The sequence below is a fragment of the Citrobacter sp. L55 genome, from assembly GCF_002850715.1.
GTDB classification, from domain to species: domain Bacteria; phylum Pseudomonadota; class Gammaproteobacteria; order Enterobacterales; family Enterobacteriaceae; genus Citrobacter; species Citrobacter braakii.
On record NZ_KZ559405.1, the window covers coordinates 90708 to 106570 of the forward strand.

Here is a 15863-nt window from a genome sequence, read left to right on the forward strand (position 1 = left end):
ACCAGGGTCTGCAATTGCATTTTGTCCGAGTAGTGAGGTTCTGAAATGACAACAATAAATCCAGATATCCAACCCGCTGTGCAGCACACCGTGCAGGTAGCGATTGCCGGAGCCGGTCCGGTAGGGCTGATGATGGCGAACTATCTTGGCCAGATGGGCATTGAGGTGCTGGTGGTGGAGAAGCTCGATACCCTTATCGACTATCCTCGCGCCATCGGCATTGACGATGAAGCGCTGCGCACCATGCAGTCCGTCGGTCTGGTCGAAAATGTTTTGCCGCACACCACGCCGTGGCATGCGATGCGCTTTCTCACCCCGAAAGGGCGCTGTTTTGCTGATATCCAGCCGATGACCGACGAATTTGGCTGGTCGCGCCGCAACGCGTTTATTCAGCCGCAGGTAGACGCGGTGATGCTGGAAGGGCTGTCGCGTTTTCCCAACGTGCGCTGCCTGTTCTCCCGCGAACTGGAAGCCTTCAGCCAGCAAAATGGTGAAGTGAAATTGAACCTGAAAGCGCCGGATGGCCAGCGTGAAACGGTGAAAGCTCAGTGGCTGGTGGCCTGCGACGGTGGGGCCAGCAACGTCAGACGTTCGCTGAATGTGCCATTTGAAGGCAAAACCGCGCCGAATCAGTGGATTGTGGTGGATATCGCTAACGATCCGCTCAGCACGCCGCATGTGTATCTGTGCTGCGATCCGGTGCGCCCGTATGTCTCCGCCGCGCTGCCGCACGCGGTGCGCCGCTTTGAATTTATGGTGATGCCGGGGGAAACCGAAGCGCAGCTCAGCGAACCGCAGAATATGCGCCAGCTTTTGAGCAAAGTGCTGCCGAACCCGGACAACGTCGAGCTGATCCGCCAGCGCGTATATACCCATAACGCACGTCTGGCCGAACGTTTTCGCATTGACCACGTGCTGCTGGCGGGCGATGCGGCGCACATTATGCCGGTCTGGCAGGGGCAGGGGTACAACAGCGGCATGCGCGATGCCTTCAATCTGGCGTGGAAACTGGCGCTGGTGATTGAGGGCAAAGCCGGTGATACGCTGTTGGATACCTACCAGCAGGAACGCCGCGACCACGCCAAAGCGATGATCGATCTCTCGGTGACCGCAGGCAACGTACTTGCGCCGCCGAAACGCTGGCACGGCGCGGTGCGCGATGGGGTTTCCTGGCTGCTGAACTACATTCCGCCGGTCAAACGCTACTTCCTTGAAATGCGCTTTAAGCCGATGCCGCAGTACCACGTTGGGGCGCTGGTGCGTGAAGGCGACGTGAAAACCTCTCCCGTTGGCAAGATGTTTATCCAACCGAAGGTAACGCTGGAATCAGGTGAAGTGACGCTGCTCGACAACGTCATCGGACCGAATTTCGCGGTGATCGGTTGGGGCTGTAACCCGCTGTGGGGCATGAGCGAGGCGCAGATCCATCAGTGGCAGGCGCTGGGGACGCAGTTTATCCAGGTGGTGCCGGATACACAGATACAAACCGATCAGGATAACCACGACGGCGTTACCCGCATTGGCGATACGCAAAACCGCCTGCGCACGTGGTTTGCCCAGCACAACGCCGCGCTGGTGGTGATACGCCCGGACCGCTTTGTCGCCGCCATCGCCATTCCGCAAACCCTGGGCAGTACCCTGAATAAACTGGCGTCGGTGATGACGCTCACCCGCGTTAATGCCCACATTCCCGCTGAAAAGGTGGCCTGATATGCACGCTTATCTTCACTGTCTTTCCCACTCGCCGCTGGTGGGTTACGTCGACCCGGCGCAGGCCGTGCTCGACGAGGTTAACGGTGTGATCGCCAGCGCCCGGGCACGTATTGCGGCGTTCGACCCTGAACTGGTGGTGCTGTTTGCCCCCGATCACTACAACGGATTTTTCTACGACGTGATGCCGCCGTTCTGTTTAGGCGTAGGCGCTACGGCGATCGGCGACTTCGGCAGCGCGGCGGGGGAACTGCCGGTGCCGACAGATCTCGCTGAAGCCTGCGCCCACGCGGTAATGAAAAGCGGCATCGATCTCGCCGTGTCCTACAACATGCAGGTCGATCACGGCTTCGCGCAGCCGCTGGAGTTTTTGCTCGGCGGTCTGGATAACGTGCCGGTGCTGCCAGTGTTTATTAACGGCGTCGCCACGCCGCTGCCGGGCTTTCAGCGTACCCGCATGCTCGGTGAAGCGATTGGCCGATTCGCCAGCTCGCTGAATCAGCGTGTGCTGTTTTTAGGCTCCGGCGGCCTGTCGCATCAGCCGCCGGTCCCGGAGCTGGCGAAGGCCGATGCCCATATGCGCGACCGCCTGCTCGGCAGCGGCAAACAACTGCCTGAAAACGAGCGCGAGCTGCGCCAGCAGCGGGTGATCAGCGCCGCCGAGAAGTTTGTGGCCGATCAACACACGCTGCATCCGCTTAATCCTGTCTGGGATAACCGCTTTATGACGCTGCTTGAACAGGGGCGTTTGCAGGAGCTGGACGCGGTCAGTAACGAAGAACTGTCCGCGATGGCGGGCAAATCAACGCACGAAGTTAAAACCTGGGTTGCTGCCTTCGCCGCTATTTCTGCCTTTGGCAACTGGCGCAGCGAAGGCCGTTATTACCGCCCGATCCCAGAGTGGATCGCTGGATTCGGCTCCCTGAGCGCCACCACACAGAATTGAAACAGAACTGAATATGCAGGAGAACATCATGACTTACCAACCGCAAACCGAAGCCGCAACCAGTCGTTTTCTGCAGGTGCAGGAAGCAGGCGAAACGCTGCGCGTGCATTTCAATGACTGTGGGCAGGGCGAAGAGACCGTCGTGCTGTTGCATGGATCTGGTCCGGGTGCGACGGGCTGGGCGAACTTCAGCCGCAATATCGATCCTCTGGTGGAGGCTGGATACCGGGTGATCCTGCTGGATTGTCCTGGCTGGGGCAAAAGCGATGGCATCGTTAACCGCGGTTCGCGATCCGATCTTAATGCTCGCATCCTGAAAAGCGTGGTCGATCAGTTGGATATTCAGAAAATCCATCTGCTGGGCAACTCGATGGGGGGCCACAGTGCCGTGGCGTTCACCCTGAGCTGGCCGGAGCGTGTGGGCAAGCTGGTGCTGATGGGCGGCGGGACGGGGGGCATGAGCCTGTTTACCCCGATGCCGACCGAAGGCATCAAGCGCCTGAATCAGCTGTACCGCGAACCGACCATCGAGAACCTGAAGCTGATGATGGAGATCTTTGTCTTCGACACCAGCGATCTGACCGAGGCGCTGTTTGAGGCGCGTCTGAATAACATGCTGTCGCGTCGCGATCACCTGGAAAACTTTGTCCACAGCCTTGAAGCCAACCCGAAACAGTTTCCGGATTTCAGCCCGCGCCTGGGCGAAATCAAAGCCCAGACCCTGATTGTCTGGGGACGCAACGACCGCTTTGTGCCGATGGACGCCGGCCTGCGCCTGCTCTCCGGGATTGCCGGGTCTGAGCTGCACATCTACCGCGACTGCGGGCACTGGGCACAGTGGGAACATGCGGATGCTTTTAACCAGCTGGTGCTGAACTTCCTCGCACGCCCTTAAGGAACGGACATGACGAATCTTAATCTTGAGCAGTTAGCCGCCGATTTACGTCAGGCTGAGGAAAAAGGGGACGCTATCGCCCCGTTGCGTGAACTGATCGGCGTGGATAACGCCGAAGCGGCCTACGCCATTCAGCGTATCAATGTGCAGTATGACGTGGCGCGAGGGCGTCGCGTCGTCGGGCGCAAAGTGGGACTGACGCACCCGAAAGTGCAACAGCAGCTGGGCGTCGATCAGCCTGACTTCGGCACGCTGTTCGCCGACATGTGCTACGGCGACAACGACACCATTGCGTTTGCCCGCGTGCTACAACCGCGTATTGAAGCGGAGATTGCGCTGGTGCTGAACCGCGATCTGCCCAATGCCGATACCACCTTTGACGAGCTGTACAACGCCATCGAGTGGGTGCTACCCGCGCTGGAAGTGGTCGGCAGCCGTATTCGCGACTGGTCGATCAAGTTTGTTGATACCGTGGCGGATAACGCCTCCTGTGGCGTGTATGTGGTCGGCGGTCCGGCACAACGTCCGGCAGGATTAGATCTGAAAAACTGCGCGATGAAAATGACGCGCAATAACGAAGAGGTTTCCAGCGGGCGCGGTAGCGAATGTCTGGGACATCCGATCAACGCCGCCGTGTGGCTGGCGCGCAAAATGGCCAGCCTCGGCGAGCCGCTGCGTGCCGGGGACATTATTCTCACCGGGGCGTTAGGCCCGATGGTGGCGGTGAATGCGGGCGATCGTTTCGAAGCCCATATCGACGGTATTGGTTCAGTTGCCGCCACCTTTTCAGCGGCGGTTACAAAAGGAAGTCAGTCATGAGTAAGCGTAAAGTCGCCATTATCGGCTCTGGCAACATCGGCACCGATTTGATGATTAAAATTCTGCGTCACGGCGTACGTCTGGAGATGGCGGTGATGGTGGGGATTGATCCGCAATCCGACGGTCTGGCACGCGCCCGGCGTATGGGCGTTGCCACCACCCATGAAGGGGTGACGGGGCTTCTTGCGATGCCAGAATTCGCTGACATTGACATCGTGTTTGATGCCACCAGCGCGGGCGCGCACGTGAAAAATGACGCCGCGCTGCGCGCCGTAAAACCGGGGATCCGTCTGATCGACCTGACGCCCGCAGCGATCGGCCCGTACTGCGTCCCGGTGGTGAATCTGGAGGCCAACGTTAACCAGCAGAACGTCAATATGGTGACCTGCGGCGGGCAGGCGACCATCCCGATGGTGGCGGCGGTTTCTCGCGTGGCAAAAGTCCATTACGCCGAAATTATCGCCTCGATCGCCAGTAAATCTGCGGGACCGGGCACCCGCGCCAATATCGACGAGTTTACCGAAACCACCTCGAAGGCGATTGAAGTGGTGGGGGGCGCGGCTAAAGGCAAAGCCATTATCGTACTTAACCCGGCTGAGCCGCCGCTGATGATGCGCGACACGGTGTATGTGTTGAGCGAAGCGGCCTCCCAGCTTGAAGTTGAAGCGTCGATTAATGACATGGCGGCGGCGGTGCAGGCGTATGTGCCGGGCTATCGCCTGAAACAGCGCGTCCAGTTTGAAGTCATCCCGCAGGATAAACCGGTGAATCTGCCGGGTATTGGTCAGTTTTCCGGGCTGAAAACCGCGGTGTATCTGGAAGTGGAAGGTGCGGCGCACTATTTACCCGCCTATGCGGGCAACCTCGACATTATGACCTCCAGCGCGCTGGCGACCGCTGAGCAGATGGCGCAGTCACTCACCCGTCAGGCAGGAGAAGCAGCATGAACGGTAAAAAACTCTATATCTCTGACGTGACCCTGCGCGACGGTATGCATGCGATTCGTCACCAGTATTCGCTGGAAAACGTACGCCAGATTGCCAAAGCGCTGGACGACGCGCGGGTTGATTCCATTGAGGTGGCCCACGGCGACGGTTTACAAGGTTCCAGCTTTAACTACGGCTTTGGCGCGCACAGCGATCTCGAGTGGATTGAAGCGGCAGCAGACGTGGTCAAACACGCAAAGATCGCCACGCTGTTGCTGCCGGGCATCGGCACTCTTCATGACCTGAAAAACGCGTATCAGGCCGGCGCTCGAGTGGTGCGCGTGGCGACCCACTGCACCGAAGCGGACGTGTCGGCCCAGCATATTCAGTACGCGCGTGAGCTCGGCATGGATACCGTCGGCTTTCTGATGATGAGCCATATGACCACGCCGGAGAATCTGGCGCAGCAGGCGAAGCTGATGGAAAACTACGGCGCGACGTGTATCTACGTGGTCGATTCCGGCGGGGCGATGAATATGAGCGATATTCGCGCCCGCTTCCGCGCCCTGAAAGCGGTGCTGAAGCCAGAGACAGAAACCGGAATGCATGCGCATCACAACCTGAGTCTCGGCGTGGCGAACTCGATTGCTGCGGTGGAAGAGGGCTGCGACCGTATCGACGCCAGCCTGGCGGGTATGGGCGCTGGCGCGGGCAACGCGCCGCTGGAAGTGTTTATCGCCGCTGCGGATAAGCTCGGCTGGCAGCACGGCACCGATCTGTATGCGCTGATGGACGCCGCCGACGATCTGGTGCGTCCACTGCAGGACCGTCCGGTGCGGGTGGATCGCGAAACGCTGGCACTGGGCTATGCCGGGGTGTACTCCAGCTTCTTGCGTCACTGCGAAGTGGCGGCGGCGCGTTATGGCCTGAGCGCGGTCGATATTCTGGTTGAACTGGGCAAACGCCGAATGGTGGGCGGCCAGGAAGATATGATCGTCGACGTGGCGCTGGATCTGCGCAATAGCAAATAAAAATGATTACGCGGCTGGCAACGTATCAGCCGCGACTCACCTGCATCGTGACCTCAGAGGTACATCTTATGACTACCCGTACCCCCACATCTTACCGCCTGACGTTAACCGTCGGGCTTTGCTTTTTAGTCGCCCTGATGGAAGGGCTGGATCTACAGGCCGCCGGGATCGCTGCCGTCGGTATCGCCCAGGCGTTTGCGCTGGATAAAATGCAGATGGGCTGGATCTTCAGTGCGGGCATTCTCGGGCTGCTGCCCGGCGCGCTGGTGGGCGGCATGCTGGCCGATCGCTATGGCCGCAAGCGCATTCTTATTGCCTCCGTGGCGCTGTTCGGCCTGTTCTCGCTGGCGACGGCGATTTCCTGGGATTTCTCGTCGCTGGTGTTTGCCCGTCTGATGACCGGCGTCGGGTTGGGCGCGGCGTTGCCGAATCTGATCGCGCTGACCTCCGAAGCGGCGGGCCCGCGTTTTCGCGGTACGGCGGTGAGCCTGATGTACTGTGGTGTGCCGATTGGCGCGGCGTTAGCGGCGGCGCTCGGGTTTAGCGGTCTGGCCGCCGCCTGGCAAACGGTGTTCTGGGTTGGCGGAGTGATCCCGCTGCTGCTGGTGCCGTTGTTGATGCGCTGGCTGCCGGAATCACAGGTTTATGCCCAGCAAACGCAGGTGGCCGCCGCGCCGTTGCGCGCCCTGTTCGCACCCGCTACCGCCACCGCCACGCTGCTGCTGTGGCTGTGCTATTTCTTCACCCTGCTGGTGGTGTATATGCTGATTAACTGGCTGCCGATGCTGCTGGTGGAGCAGGGCTTTCAGCCCTCGCAGGCGGCTGGCGTGATGTTTGCTCTGCAAATCGGTGCGGCCAGCGGCACGTTAATTCTCGGGGCGTTAATGGACAAACTGCGCCCGGTGGTCATGTCGCTTCTGATCTACACCGGGATGTTGGCTTCATTGCTGGCGCTGGGGACGGTGTCGTCATTGAGCGGTATGCTGATGGCCGGATTTGTGGCGGGGATGTTTGCCACTGGAGGACAAAGCGTGCTGTATGCGCTGGCTCCGCTGTTTTACAGTACGCAGATCCGCGCGACAGGCGTGGGTACCGCCGTCGCTGTTGGGCGTCTGGGGGCGATGAGCGGCCCGCTGCTGGCAGGAAAAATGTTAGCGCTCGGCACAGGAACGGTAGGCGTGATGGCGGCTTCTGCGCCGGGCATTTTACTGGCAGGGCTGGCGGTATTTTTCCTGATGAGCCGAAATCGCAGATGCCGATCCCGACCAGTGGCTCATAAACAATCGTTCGGTTGTATGAGTGGGGAGATACGGTTCCCACTTCCGGGTGAACGCCAGCCGGCGATGACGTTGCCAGAGTTTATGTAAAGCCTGGCAACGGAGGCGTTATGAGCTGGCGGCCCTTTTTATATTTGATAATTAACCCCCACCCGATATTAAGCGCCCGGCGCGGTCATCTGCGTCTGGTGCAGGGTTGATTTTGCATTGTGTTAACAAACGCGGTATAACACACCTTCTTTGGATGTTTAGATGTCCATACGTTTGGAAGGTTATATGCAAACAACACAACAAAATGCGCCACTGAAGCGCACGATGAAAACGCGTCACCTGATTATGCTCTCCTTAGGCGGCGTGATTGGCACAGGGTTATTCTTCAATACCGGCTACATCATCTCCACTACCGGGGCCGCGGGAACGCTGCTGGCCTATCTGATTGGCGCGCTGGTGGTCTGGCTGGTTATGCAGTGTCTGGGCGAGCTGTCGGTCGCGATGCCGGAGACCGGGGCGTTTCACGTCTATGCCGCGCGCTATCTCGGCCCGGCGACGGGGTATACCGTGGCCTGGCTCTACTGGCTGACCTGGACCGTGGCGCTTGGTTCGAGTTTTACCGCTGCCGGATTCTGTATGCAGTACTGGTTTCCGTTGGTGCCAGTATGGGTCTGGTGCGTGGTGTTCTGTGTGATTATTTTTGGCCTGAATGTTATCTCCACGCGCTTTTTTGCCGAAGGGGAGTTCTGGTTCTCGTTGGTGAAAGTGGTCACTATCATCGCCTTTATTATCCTCGGCGGGGCGGCGATTTTTGGCTTTATCCCGATGCAGGATGGCTCGCCCGCGCCGGGGCTGAGTAATATCACAGCGGAAGGTTGGTTCCCGCATGGTGGCTTACCGATCCTGATGACTATGGTGGCGGTGAACTTTGCTTTTTCGGGAACTGAGCTTATCGGTATTGCCGCCGGTGAAACGGAAAATCCGCGCAAGGTGATCCCGGTGGCGATTCGTACCACCATCGCGCGACTGATTATTTTCTTTATCGGCACCGTGTTTGTGCTGGCGGCGCTGATCCCGATGCAGCAGGCGGGCGTGGAGAAAAGCCCGTTTGTGCTGGTGTTTGAGAAGGTAGGTATTCCGTACGCCGCCGATATTTTTAACTTCGTGATCCTGACAGCCATTCTTTCTGCGGCGAACTCCGGGCTGTATGCCTCCGGGCGCATGCTCTGGTCGTTGTCGAATGAACGTACGCTGCCAGCCTGTTTTGCGCGAGTAACGAAAAACGGCGTGCCGCTGACGGCGCTGTCGGTCAGTATGCTCGGCGGCGTACTGGCGTTGTTTTCCAGCGTGGTGGCCCCGGACACGGTATTTGTCGCGCTGTCGGCAATCTCCGGGTTTGCGGTGGTGGCGGTGTGGCTGAGCATCTGCGCTTCGCACTTTGTTTTTCGCCGCCGTCATTTGCAACAGGGTAAGGCATTGAGTGCATTACATTATCGTGCGCCGTTGTATCCGCTGGTGCCGGTATTAGGATTTGTGTTGTGCCTGGTGGCCTGTGTAGGGCTGGCATTCGATCCAGCGCAGAGAATTGCGTTGTGGTGCGGGTTACCGTTTGTTGCGTTGTGCTATGGTGCATATTTCCTTACTCAACCCCGTAACGCAAAACAGGAGCCAGAACATGTCGCAGAATAATCCGTTACGCGCTCTCCTTGAGAAACAGGATGTCCTGTTACTGGATGGCGCGATGGCGACGGAGCTGGAAGCGCGAGGGTGTAACTTAGCCGACAGCCTGTGGTCAGCCAAAGTGCTGGTAGAAAACCCGGAGCTTATCCGCGAAGTGCATCTTGATTATTACCGGGCGGGGGCGCAATGCGCGATCACCGCCAGCTATCAGGCGACACCGGCGGGCTTTGCCGCGCGTGGTTTGGATGAAGCGCAGTCGAAAGCGCTGATTGGCAAAAGCGTGGAGCTGGCGCGTAAAGCGCGTGAAGCGTATCTGGCAGAGAACCCGCAAGCGGGCACGCTGTTGGTGGCGGGATCTGTCGGACCTTACGGCGCGTATCTGGCGGACGGCTCTGAATACCGTGGCGATTACCAGCGCAGCGCCGAGGCATTCCAGGCGTTTCATCGCCCGCGCGTGGAAGCATTGCTGGATGCCGGGGCCGATCTGCTGGCCTGCGAAACTCTGCCGAATTTTGTCGAGATTGGCGCACTGGCTGAGCTGTTGACCGCGTACCCGCGTGCACGTGCCTGGTTCTCATTTACTCTGCGTGACAGCGAGCATCTGAGCGACGGTACGCCGCTGCGTGACGTGGTCGCGTTGCTGGCGGATTATCCGCAGGTGGTGGCGTTAGGTATTAACTGCATTGCGCTGGAAAACACCACCGCTGCGTTGCAGCATTTACACGGCTTAACGGCGCTGCCGCTGGTGGTGTATCCGAATTCGGGCGAGCAGTACGATGCCGCGAGCAAAACCTGGCATCATCACGGTGAGTCTTGTGCGCAACTGGCGGATTATCTGCCACAGTGGCAGGCCGCTGGCGCACGATTGATTGGCGGGTGCTGTCGCACCACGCCCGCGGATATTGCCGCGTTAAAAGTTCAAGTTCAGGCCCGATAAGACGTAAGCCGCCATCGGGCATTTTTGCCGGATGGCGATACGGTATGAACCGGAAACATGGGTAACACTTTATGCCGCATCCGCCAGCACAAACATGCCGTACGGATGGATTTCGAGATAATACTGCTCGCCGACGTCCGGCTGCAGACGCGTAGCGTTGACCTGCAATAAAATCTCCTGTCCGTGCCACTCCACCGTGACCTCATATTGGGGTCCCATATACGCGACATGGCTGATCACGCAGCGTTGGCTCTCTTCGCCGCGGTCGCTGAGCGTGATCGCTTCCGGGCGCACGCCTACCATGCCCTCGCCTTGATCGCTAAAGTGCAGTGGGCGCGGCAGATGATAGCCGTAGATATCAACGTATCTGTCGCTGAAGGTGGCCGGGAACAGGTTAGAATCGCCCATAAAGCTCGCCATAAAGCGGGAGGCGGGCTGGCGATAGAGATCCTGCGGCGAGCCGATCTGCATGATGTGTCCCTTGTTCATCACCAGTACGGTATCGGAAACCGCAAAGGCTTCGCTTTGATCGTGGGTGACGTACAGCGAGGTGATATCAAACTGCTTTTGCAGCTCGCGGATCTTGTCGCGCATGCTGCGACGCAGGTTGGCGTCCAGGTTACTTAACGGCTCATCAAACAGCAGCACTTTCGGTTTGAGGATCAACGCACGGGCCAGCGCCACGCGCTGCTGCTGACCGCCGGAGATCTGATCGACAAAGCGGTCTTCAAATCCTTCCAGATCCACCATCGCCAGCGCCTCTTTGACGCGGGTTTTCACCTCCGCGCGCGACACGCCGAGCATCTTCAGGCCATAACCGACGTTCTCCCCTAACGACATGTGCGGGAACAGGGCATATGACTGAAACACCATACAGATATCGCGCTGCTGAATAGAACGATGGGTAACGTCTTCGCCATCAATGAAAATTTGTCCTTCGCTCGGTTTTTCCAGCCCGGCAACCAGACGCAAGATGGTGGTTTTACCGCAGCCGGACGGGCCGAGCAGCGTTACCATTTGCCCCTGCGGAATGGTGAGATTGATATTGTCGATAACCGTGTTGCTGCCAAATCGTTTAGTGACGTTGCGCAGTTCAACGAAATTTTTCTGAGTCATAGTGCGCTCCATTACGCCTGGTTTTTGGCTTTTGAACGGGAGGTACGTGATTCACCGATCAGCCAGTCAAAGATGAAAATAATCGCCAGCATCACCACGATTAAAATGGAACCGTAGGCAATCGCCACGCCGTATTCGCCGTCTTCTACGCGGTTCAGGATGTAGGCCGTGGCCACGCGGGTATCCGGCGTGACGAGGAACACAATGGCGCTGACGGTGGTAATGGCGCGCACAAAGCTGTAGATCAGCGCTGAGAGGATCGCCGGGCGCAGCAGCGGCAACAGGATATGCGTAATGGTGCGCAGGGAACCGGCACGCAGACTGAGCGAGGCTTCATCCAGCGATTTATCGATTTGGCCTAAGCCCGCAATGCCCGCCCGGATACCGACCGGGACATTACGCATTACCATTGAGATAATCACGATGGCGGCGGTGCCGGTGAGGTATACCGGGGCGCTGTTAAAGGCCAGAATGTACGACACGCCCGCTACGGTGCCCGGAACGGCAAAGCACAGCATAGTGGTGAACTCGATGGTCTTTTTGCCTTTAAACTGCTGACGCACCACAACCCATGCGATCAGCAGGCCGAAGATAGCGGTGATCGGCGCGGCAATCCCGGCGTAGAGCAGGGTGTCGAGCAGTGAAGGCCACGCGCCGTCGCTCATTCCCTGACCGAACAGTTTGGTAAAGTTCGCCAGCGTCAGGGTGTAGTCCACGCCCCAGTTTACGGTGAAACTGCCGTAGAAAATGCTGCCATAGAGCAGGGCGTTAAAGGCAATCCACACCGCCAGCAGCGCGACCACGCTCCATACCAGCGTTACCGGCAGCGGCTGCACGTCGCCCCGATAGGATTTACCGGAAACGGTGACGTACGAGCGTTTACCAATCCACATGTACTGCACGCAGAACACCAGCAGCGAGAACAGCAACAGGAAGGCACCCAGCGTACTGGCGGCCTGGTAGTCGAGCTGGGAGCCGGTGATATAGAAGTAGATTTGCGTTGCCAGCACGTCGAAGTTACCGCCAAGCACCAGCGGGTTACTGAAGTCGGCCAGCGACTGCACCACCACAATTAAAAAGGCGTTTGCCAGTGCCGGTTTTAGCAGCGGGACAAACACGCCGTTAAAGGTTTGCCAGCGGCTGGCGCGCAGGGTGTATGACGCCTCCTCCAGCGACGGATGAATGGTTTTGATCGCCCCGTCGAGGATCATAAACGCCATCGGAGTGAAGGCCAGCACCTGCGCCAGCCAGATGCCGGTAAAACCGTACAGCCAGTTGGTGTTGGTCAAACCAAACCAGTCGACCATAAATTCGGTGATGTAACCGGAGCGTCCCATCATCAGCGTTACACCTAAACCCACAACAAACGGCGGGGTGACGATCGGCAGAATCGAGAAAATACGTCCAATAATGGCGCTGCGTTTCGCAATACGGGTGGTGTAGATAGCCAGCACCAGGCCAAAGAAGGTACAGCCGACGCCGACGGCAATCGACAGCATAATCGAGTTGAGGATCACCTGAATGATATGCGCCTGCGACAGCACATTCATAAACGCCAGCGGAGCAAATTCCCCGGCGTCGTTGGTGAACATCGGAATGAAAATAGCGATACTTGGCCAGACGATAAAAATACCGATCAGCGCGACAATCGCGGTGAGCGAGCCGATGACGAAACGGTCGCCGCCCAGCCATTCCAGACGGGTGAGCGCCAGGGTCATGATCGCGCCAAGTGCCACAAACAGCACGATGGTGGCATAGCCTAAGCCGCGTCCCTCAATAGTCGCGCTGGCGACGATAAACGCCATACAGAAAAACGCCCAGCCCGCGTCAAAATAATGGCGGCTGCGCTGTTCGCGTCTGGCTTCATGGAACGGGCGCACCAGCAGCAGGCTTGGCAGCAGATACCAGAGCCAACTGATATTGAACTGTGACCAGCCGTAGGCGGCGAGAATTTCTTCGCGCGTCGACTCCAGCAGACCGTAGTCCAGGCTCCAGCTCGGCAGCAGGGCAAACGCCAGCCAGCCGAGTAAAATCCAAAGAAATATCGCATCCCGTTTTTTCACGGGATGGAGTGCAAGTGTGTGTGACATAGCGGTTCCGGTATTTCAGGCCGGATATGGCGTTAAGGCCTTATCCGGCAAATGAACGCAAATCTGGGGTTATTTACCCATCTTCACTTCGCTGACCCACTTATTGATCAGGGCTTTACGCACGTCGGTCGAGCCGTACTTATCCATGTCGTAATTGATAAGCTTCAGGTCGTCGAGCTTCAGCGAGTTAGGGGACGTCTCGGCGGTGGTGTTGGTCAGGATCTGATAGGATTTACCTTTTTTCCACGCCAGCTCCTGCGCGTCTTTCGACAGTACCCAGTCAACGAACAGTTTGGCGTTATCGAGGTTGCGCGCGCCTTTCAGGATGCTGACACCGCCGATTTCATAACCGGTACCTTCGCACGGTGAGACAAGTTCCAGCGGTGCGCCCTGTTCTTTTTCCAGCGAGTAGTCGTGCAAGAAACCGATGCCGATAGCCGTTTCGCCACGGGCGGCGTTACGCGCCGGGGCAATGCCGGATTTGGTGTACTGGGAGACGTTGGCGTTGAGCTGTTTCAGGTAGTCAAAGGCCTGATCTTCCCCCCACAGTTGGGCAAAGGTCGCCAGTGCGGTATAGGCGGTACCGGAGCTTTGCGGATCAGCAATCTGGATTTCGCCTTTGTATTCCGGTTTGGTCAGATCCTTCCAGCATTTTGGCACCGGTAGGTTTTTCTCTTTCAGGCGCTGGGTATTGACGCCAAAGCCCAGAATACCGACATAAACCGCCGAGGAGAGGTTGCCTTTCACTTTTGCCGGATCGCGAAACTTCTCCATGATTTGTTCGAGGTTTGGTGATTTATACGGCTGCAGCAGCCCCATTTCACCGGCCTGAGACTGTGGATCCAGCGTACCGCCGTACCAGACATCCGCTTGCGGGTTTTTCTTCTCGGCATCCACTTTCGCCAGCGTACTGCCTGAGCCGTTGCGAATGAATGAAGTCTTCACATCATATTTTTCACCGAAGGCTTTGGTTTCGGTTTCGCACATTTCGTTGGTGGCGCTGCAATACACCACCAGACGACCCTGCGCCTGAGCTGCACTGCTGAAGGCTGCCAGCGTCAGAGCGGAGGCAATTAGGGTAGAGGTAAGCGTCAGTTTCATTGTTTTATCCTTTGACTGAGAGAAGGGGGAATGCCCGCAATGAGCAATGGCATCAGCAATAAACCCATAAAGACAGCGGCAACCGAGAGCAAACTGAACATTCCCGACCAGCCGTAGTGTTCTATGACCAGCGACAGCGGCCAACCCGCCAGCGCGGCCCCCAGATAGGCGAACAGCCCGAGAAAACCAGTAATTGAACCTGCCGCCGCTTTATGTCCGCATTCCACGGCCGCGAGGCCAATTAGCATCTGTGGGCCAAACACAAAAAAGCCCACGGTAAAGAAACACACTGCCAGTAGCGCGTAGTGGTGCACCGGCGCCAGCCACAGCGCGGCGACGGAGACCATCAGCCCCAGTGTGAACAGCAAAATCATTGGGGCACGCTGACCGCTGAACAGCAAATCCGATCCCCATCCGGCAAACAGCGCCCCCAGCAAGCCGCCGACTTCAAACAGCATTACCGTGGCATTGGCGCTGAGCAGGTTCACACCGTGGCTTTCCGTCAGCCAGATGTTGCCCCAGTCGTTCAGCGCAATGCGGATCAGATAGACCAACACATATGACACGCCGAGTAGCCAGATCATCGGGTTCTTCAGCATGGTGGTGCGTAACATTTGCCACAGCCCCATCGGCGGACTTTGCTGCTCCTGACGCAACTCCAGCGGGTCTTGCCGCCATTCCCCAACCGGGGGTAAGCCTTCTTCCCGGGGTGTGCCTTTCAGTTGCAGGGTGAGCCAGATGCCTAACGCCATGCTGATTATCCCCGGAGCCAGCATGGCTGCCTGCCAACCCCACCAGTGGGCGGCAAAGGCGCTAATCAGCGGGATGATGGCCCCTCCGATGTTGATCGACATATTCCAGCAGCCCCACCAGAATCCGCGTTCGTTACGCGAGTACCAGTGAGTCAGTAGTCGGGCGCAGGGCGGCCAGCCCCAGCCCTGAAAAAATCCGTTCAGCGTCCAGACCACCAGGAGCAGCGTCAGCGATTCACCAAAGGCGAACAGCACGTTTAAAACGCCGGTCGCAAACAGGCCAATGCCCATAAACGCGCGCTGTCCGTGGCTGTCGTGCCATAGCCCAGCGGTGAATTTTGACAGGCCATAGGTCAGATAAAACAGCGATCCCAGCAGGCCGATATCGCCTTTATCCAGACCCAGATCCGTTTGCAGCGCCGGGAGGACGTAGTTAACGCTTTTGCGCGTCAGATAAAACGCGGCGTACCCAATCACCATACACATCAGCAGCCGGGGGCGTAGCGCCCGGTATTGTTGGTCTGTTTCGCGTGATGCACGTGCATGCATGGCAGCCTCCGTTTGTGCTGACTATAGGAAAGTGAAAGCAAAA

At 58.1% G+C, this 15863-nt stretch carries 12 protein-coding genes and 1 pseudogene; 9 read left to right on the top strand and 4 right to left on the bottom strand.

Annotated features, from left to right (window positions below; genetic code table 11):
- Positions 1 to 45 precede the first annotated feature (45 nt).
- The 9 genes and pseudogenes from B9P82_RS15540 to mmuM all read left to right on the top strand — a co-directional run bounded on the left by B9P82_RS15540 (position 46) and on the right by mmuM (position 10212).
- On the top strand, positions 46 to 1710 hold the full coding sequence (locus B9P82_RS15540; protein ID WP_101700597.1) for a bifunctional 3-(3-hydroxy-phenyl)propionate/3-hydroxycinnamic acid hydroxylase: 1665 nt from the start codon (positions 46 to 48) through the stop codon (positions 1708 to 1710).
- Position 1711: 1 nt separating this feature from the next.
- Positions 1712 to 2656: a 2,3-dihydroxyphenylpropionate/2,3-dihydroxicinnamic acid 1,2-dioxygenase gene (gene mhpB / locus B9P82_RS15545; protein ID WP_046275617.1), complete on the top strand. Its 945-nt coding sequence runs from the start codon at positions 1712 to 1714 to the stop codon at positions 2654 to 2656.
- A 28-nt stretch (positions 2657 to 2684) separates the two neighbouring features.
- Positions 2685 to 3551 carry a 2-hydroxy-6-oxonona-2,4-dienedioate hydrolase gene (gene mhpC, locus B9P82_RS15550; RefSeq protein ID WP_016151973.1) on the top strand — a complete coding sequence of 289 codons (867 nt, stop codon included), beginning with the start codon at positions 2685 to 2687 and terminating at the stop codon, positions 3549 to 3551.
- Positions 3552 to 3560: 9 nt separating this feature from the next.
- A complete protein-coding gene (mhpD, locus tag B9P82_RS15555; protein ID WP_016151974.1) occupies positions 3561 to 4370 on the top strand; it encodes a 2-keto-4-pentenoate hydratase in 810 nt (269 codons plus the stop codon).
- Positions 4367 to 5317: an acetaldehyde dehydrogenase gene (gene mhpF / locus B9P82_RS15560; protein ID WP_046275615.1), complete on the top strand. Its 951-nt coding sequence runs from the start codon at positions 4367 to 4369 to the stop codon at positions 5315 to 5317. The genes mhpD and mhpF overlap by 4 nt, the downstream gene beginning before the upstream one ends.
- Positions 5314 to 6327, top strand: a complete 1014-nt coding sequence (gene mhpE / locus B9P82_RS15565) for a 4-hydroxy-2-oxovalerate aldolase (RefSeq protein WP_016151976.1) — start codon at positions 5314 to 5316, stop codon at positions 6325 to 6327. Before mhpF ends, mhpE begins: the two co-directional genes overlap by 4 nt.
- Before the next feature lie 68 nt (positions 6328 to 6395).
- A pseudogene (mhpT, locus tag B9P82_RS15570) lies at positions 6396 to 7601 on the top strand (3-(3-hydroxy-phenyl)propionate transporter MhpT); the annotation flags it as partial.
- A 279-nt stretch (positions 7602 to 7880) separates the two neighbouring features.
- Positions 7881 to 9284 (top strand): S-methylmethionine permease, encoded by a 1404-nt coding sequence (mmuP, locus tag B9P82_RS15575; RefSeq protein WP_101700637.1) that lies wholly within the window; start codon positions 7881 to 7883, stop codon positions 9282 to 9284.
- A complete protein-coding gene (mmuM, locus tag B9P82_RS15580) occupies positions 9271 to 10212 on the top strand; it encodes a homocysteine S-methyltransferase (protein ID WP_094761417.1) in 942 nt (313 codons plus the stop codon). Before mmuP ends, mmuM begins: the two co-directional genes overlap by 14 nt.
- 69 nt (positions 10213 to 10281) lie before the next feature.
- Here mmuM and fbpC read toward each other — a convergent pair whose 3' ends face one another.
- From fbpC to uhpC, 4 genes are all read right to left on the bottom strand, one after another.
- Positions 10282 to 11328: a ferric ABC transporter ATP-binding protein gene (gene fbpC / locus B9P82_RS15585; protein ID WP_019076130.1), complete on the bottom strand. Its 1047-nt coding sequence runs from the start codon at positions 11326 to 11328 to the stop codon at positions 10282 to 10284.
- A gap of 11 nt (positions 11329 to 11339) precedes the next feature.
- Entirely contained in the window at positions 11340 to 13418 is a 2079-nt protein-coding gene (locus B9P82_RS15590) for an ABC transporter permease (protein WP_101700599.1), read from the bottom strand.
- Positions 13419 to 13487: 69 nt separating this feature from the next.
- The gene (locus tag B9P82_RS15595) at positions 13488 to 14519 is read right to left on the bottom strand and encodes an ABC transporter substrate-binding protein (RefSeq protein ID WP_016151983.1); all 1032 of its coding nucleotides are present in this window, start codon (positions 14517 to 14519) and stop codon (positions 13488 to 13490) included.
- Positions 14516 to 15820, bottom strand: a complete 1305-nt coding sequence (gene uhpC / locus B9P82_RS15600; RefSeq protein ID WP_101700600.1) for an MFS transporter family glucose-6-phosphate receptor UhpC — start codon at positions 15818 to 15820, stop codon at positions 14516 to 14518. Before uhpC ends, B9P82_RS15595 begins: the two co-directional genes overlap by 4 nt.
- Positions 15821 to 15863: the final 43 nt, after the last annotated feature.

What these genes read in the sequence shown, in the direction of transcription:
- B9P82_RS15540 (WP_101700597.1), top strand. Translation starts at nt 46, where the DNA reads ATGACAACAATAAATCCAGATATCCAACCCGCTGTGCAGCACACCGTG.
- mhpB (WP_046275617.1), top strand. Translation starts at nt 1,712, where the DNA reads ATGCACGCTTATCTTCACTGTCTTTCCCACTCGCCGCTGGTGGGTTAC.
- mhpC (WP_016151973.1), top strand. Translation starts at nt 2,685, where the DNA reads ATGACTTACCAACCGCAAACCGAAGCCGCAACCAGTCGTTTTCTGCAG.
- mhpD (WP_016151974.1), top strand. Translation starts at nt 3,561, where the DNA reads ATGACGAATCTTAATCTTGAGCAGTTAGCCGCCGATTTACGTCAGGCT.
- mhpF (WP_046275615.1), top strand. Translation starts at nt 4,367, where the DNA reads ATGAGTAAGCGTAAAGTCGCCATTATCGGCTCTGGCAACATCGGCACC.
- mhpE (WP_016151976.1), top strand. Translation starts at nt 5,314, where the DNA reads ATGAACGGTAAAAAACTCTATATCTCTGACGTGACCCTGCGCGACGGT.
- mmuP (WP_101700637.1), top strand. Translation starts at nt 7,881, where the DNA reads ATGCAAACAACACAACAAAATGCGCCACTGAAGCGCACGATGAAAACG.
- mmuM (WP_094761417.1), top strand. Translation starts at nt 9,271, where the DNA reads ATGTCGCAGAATAATCCGTTACGCGCTCTCCTTGAGAAACAGGATGTC.
- fbpC (WP_019076130.1), bottom strand. Translation starts at nt 11,328, where the DNA reads ATGACTCAGAAAAATTTCGTTGAACTGCGCAACGTCACTAAACGATTT.
- B9P82_RS15590 (WP_101700599.1), bottom strand. Translation starts at nt 13,418, where the DNA reads ATGTCACACACACTTGCACTCCATCCCGTGAAAAAACGGGATGCGATA.
- B9P82_RS15595 (WP_016151983.1), bottom strand. Translation starts at nt 14,519, where the DNA reads ATGAAACTGACGCTTACCTCTACCCTAATTGCCTCCGCTCTGACGCTG.
- uhpC (WP_101700600.1), bottom strand. Translation starts at nt 15,820, where the DNA reads ATGCATGCACGTGCATCACGCGAAACAGACCAACAATACCGGGCGCTA.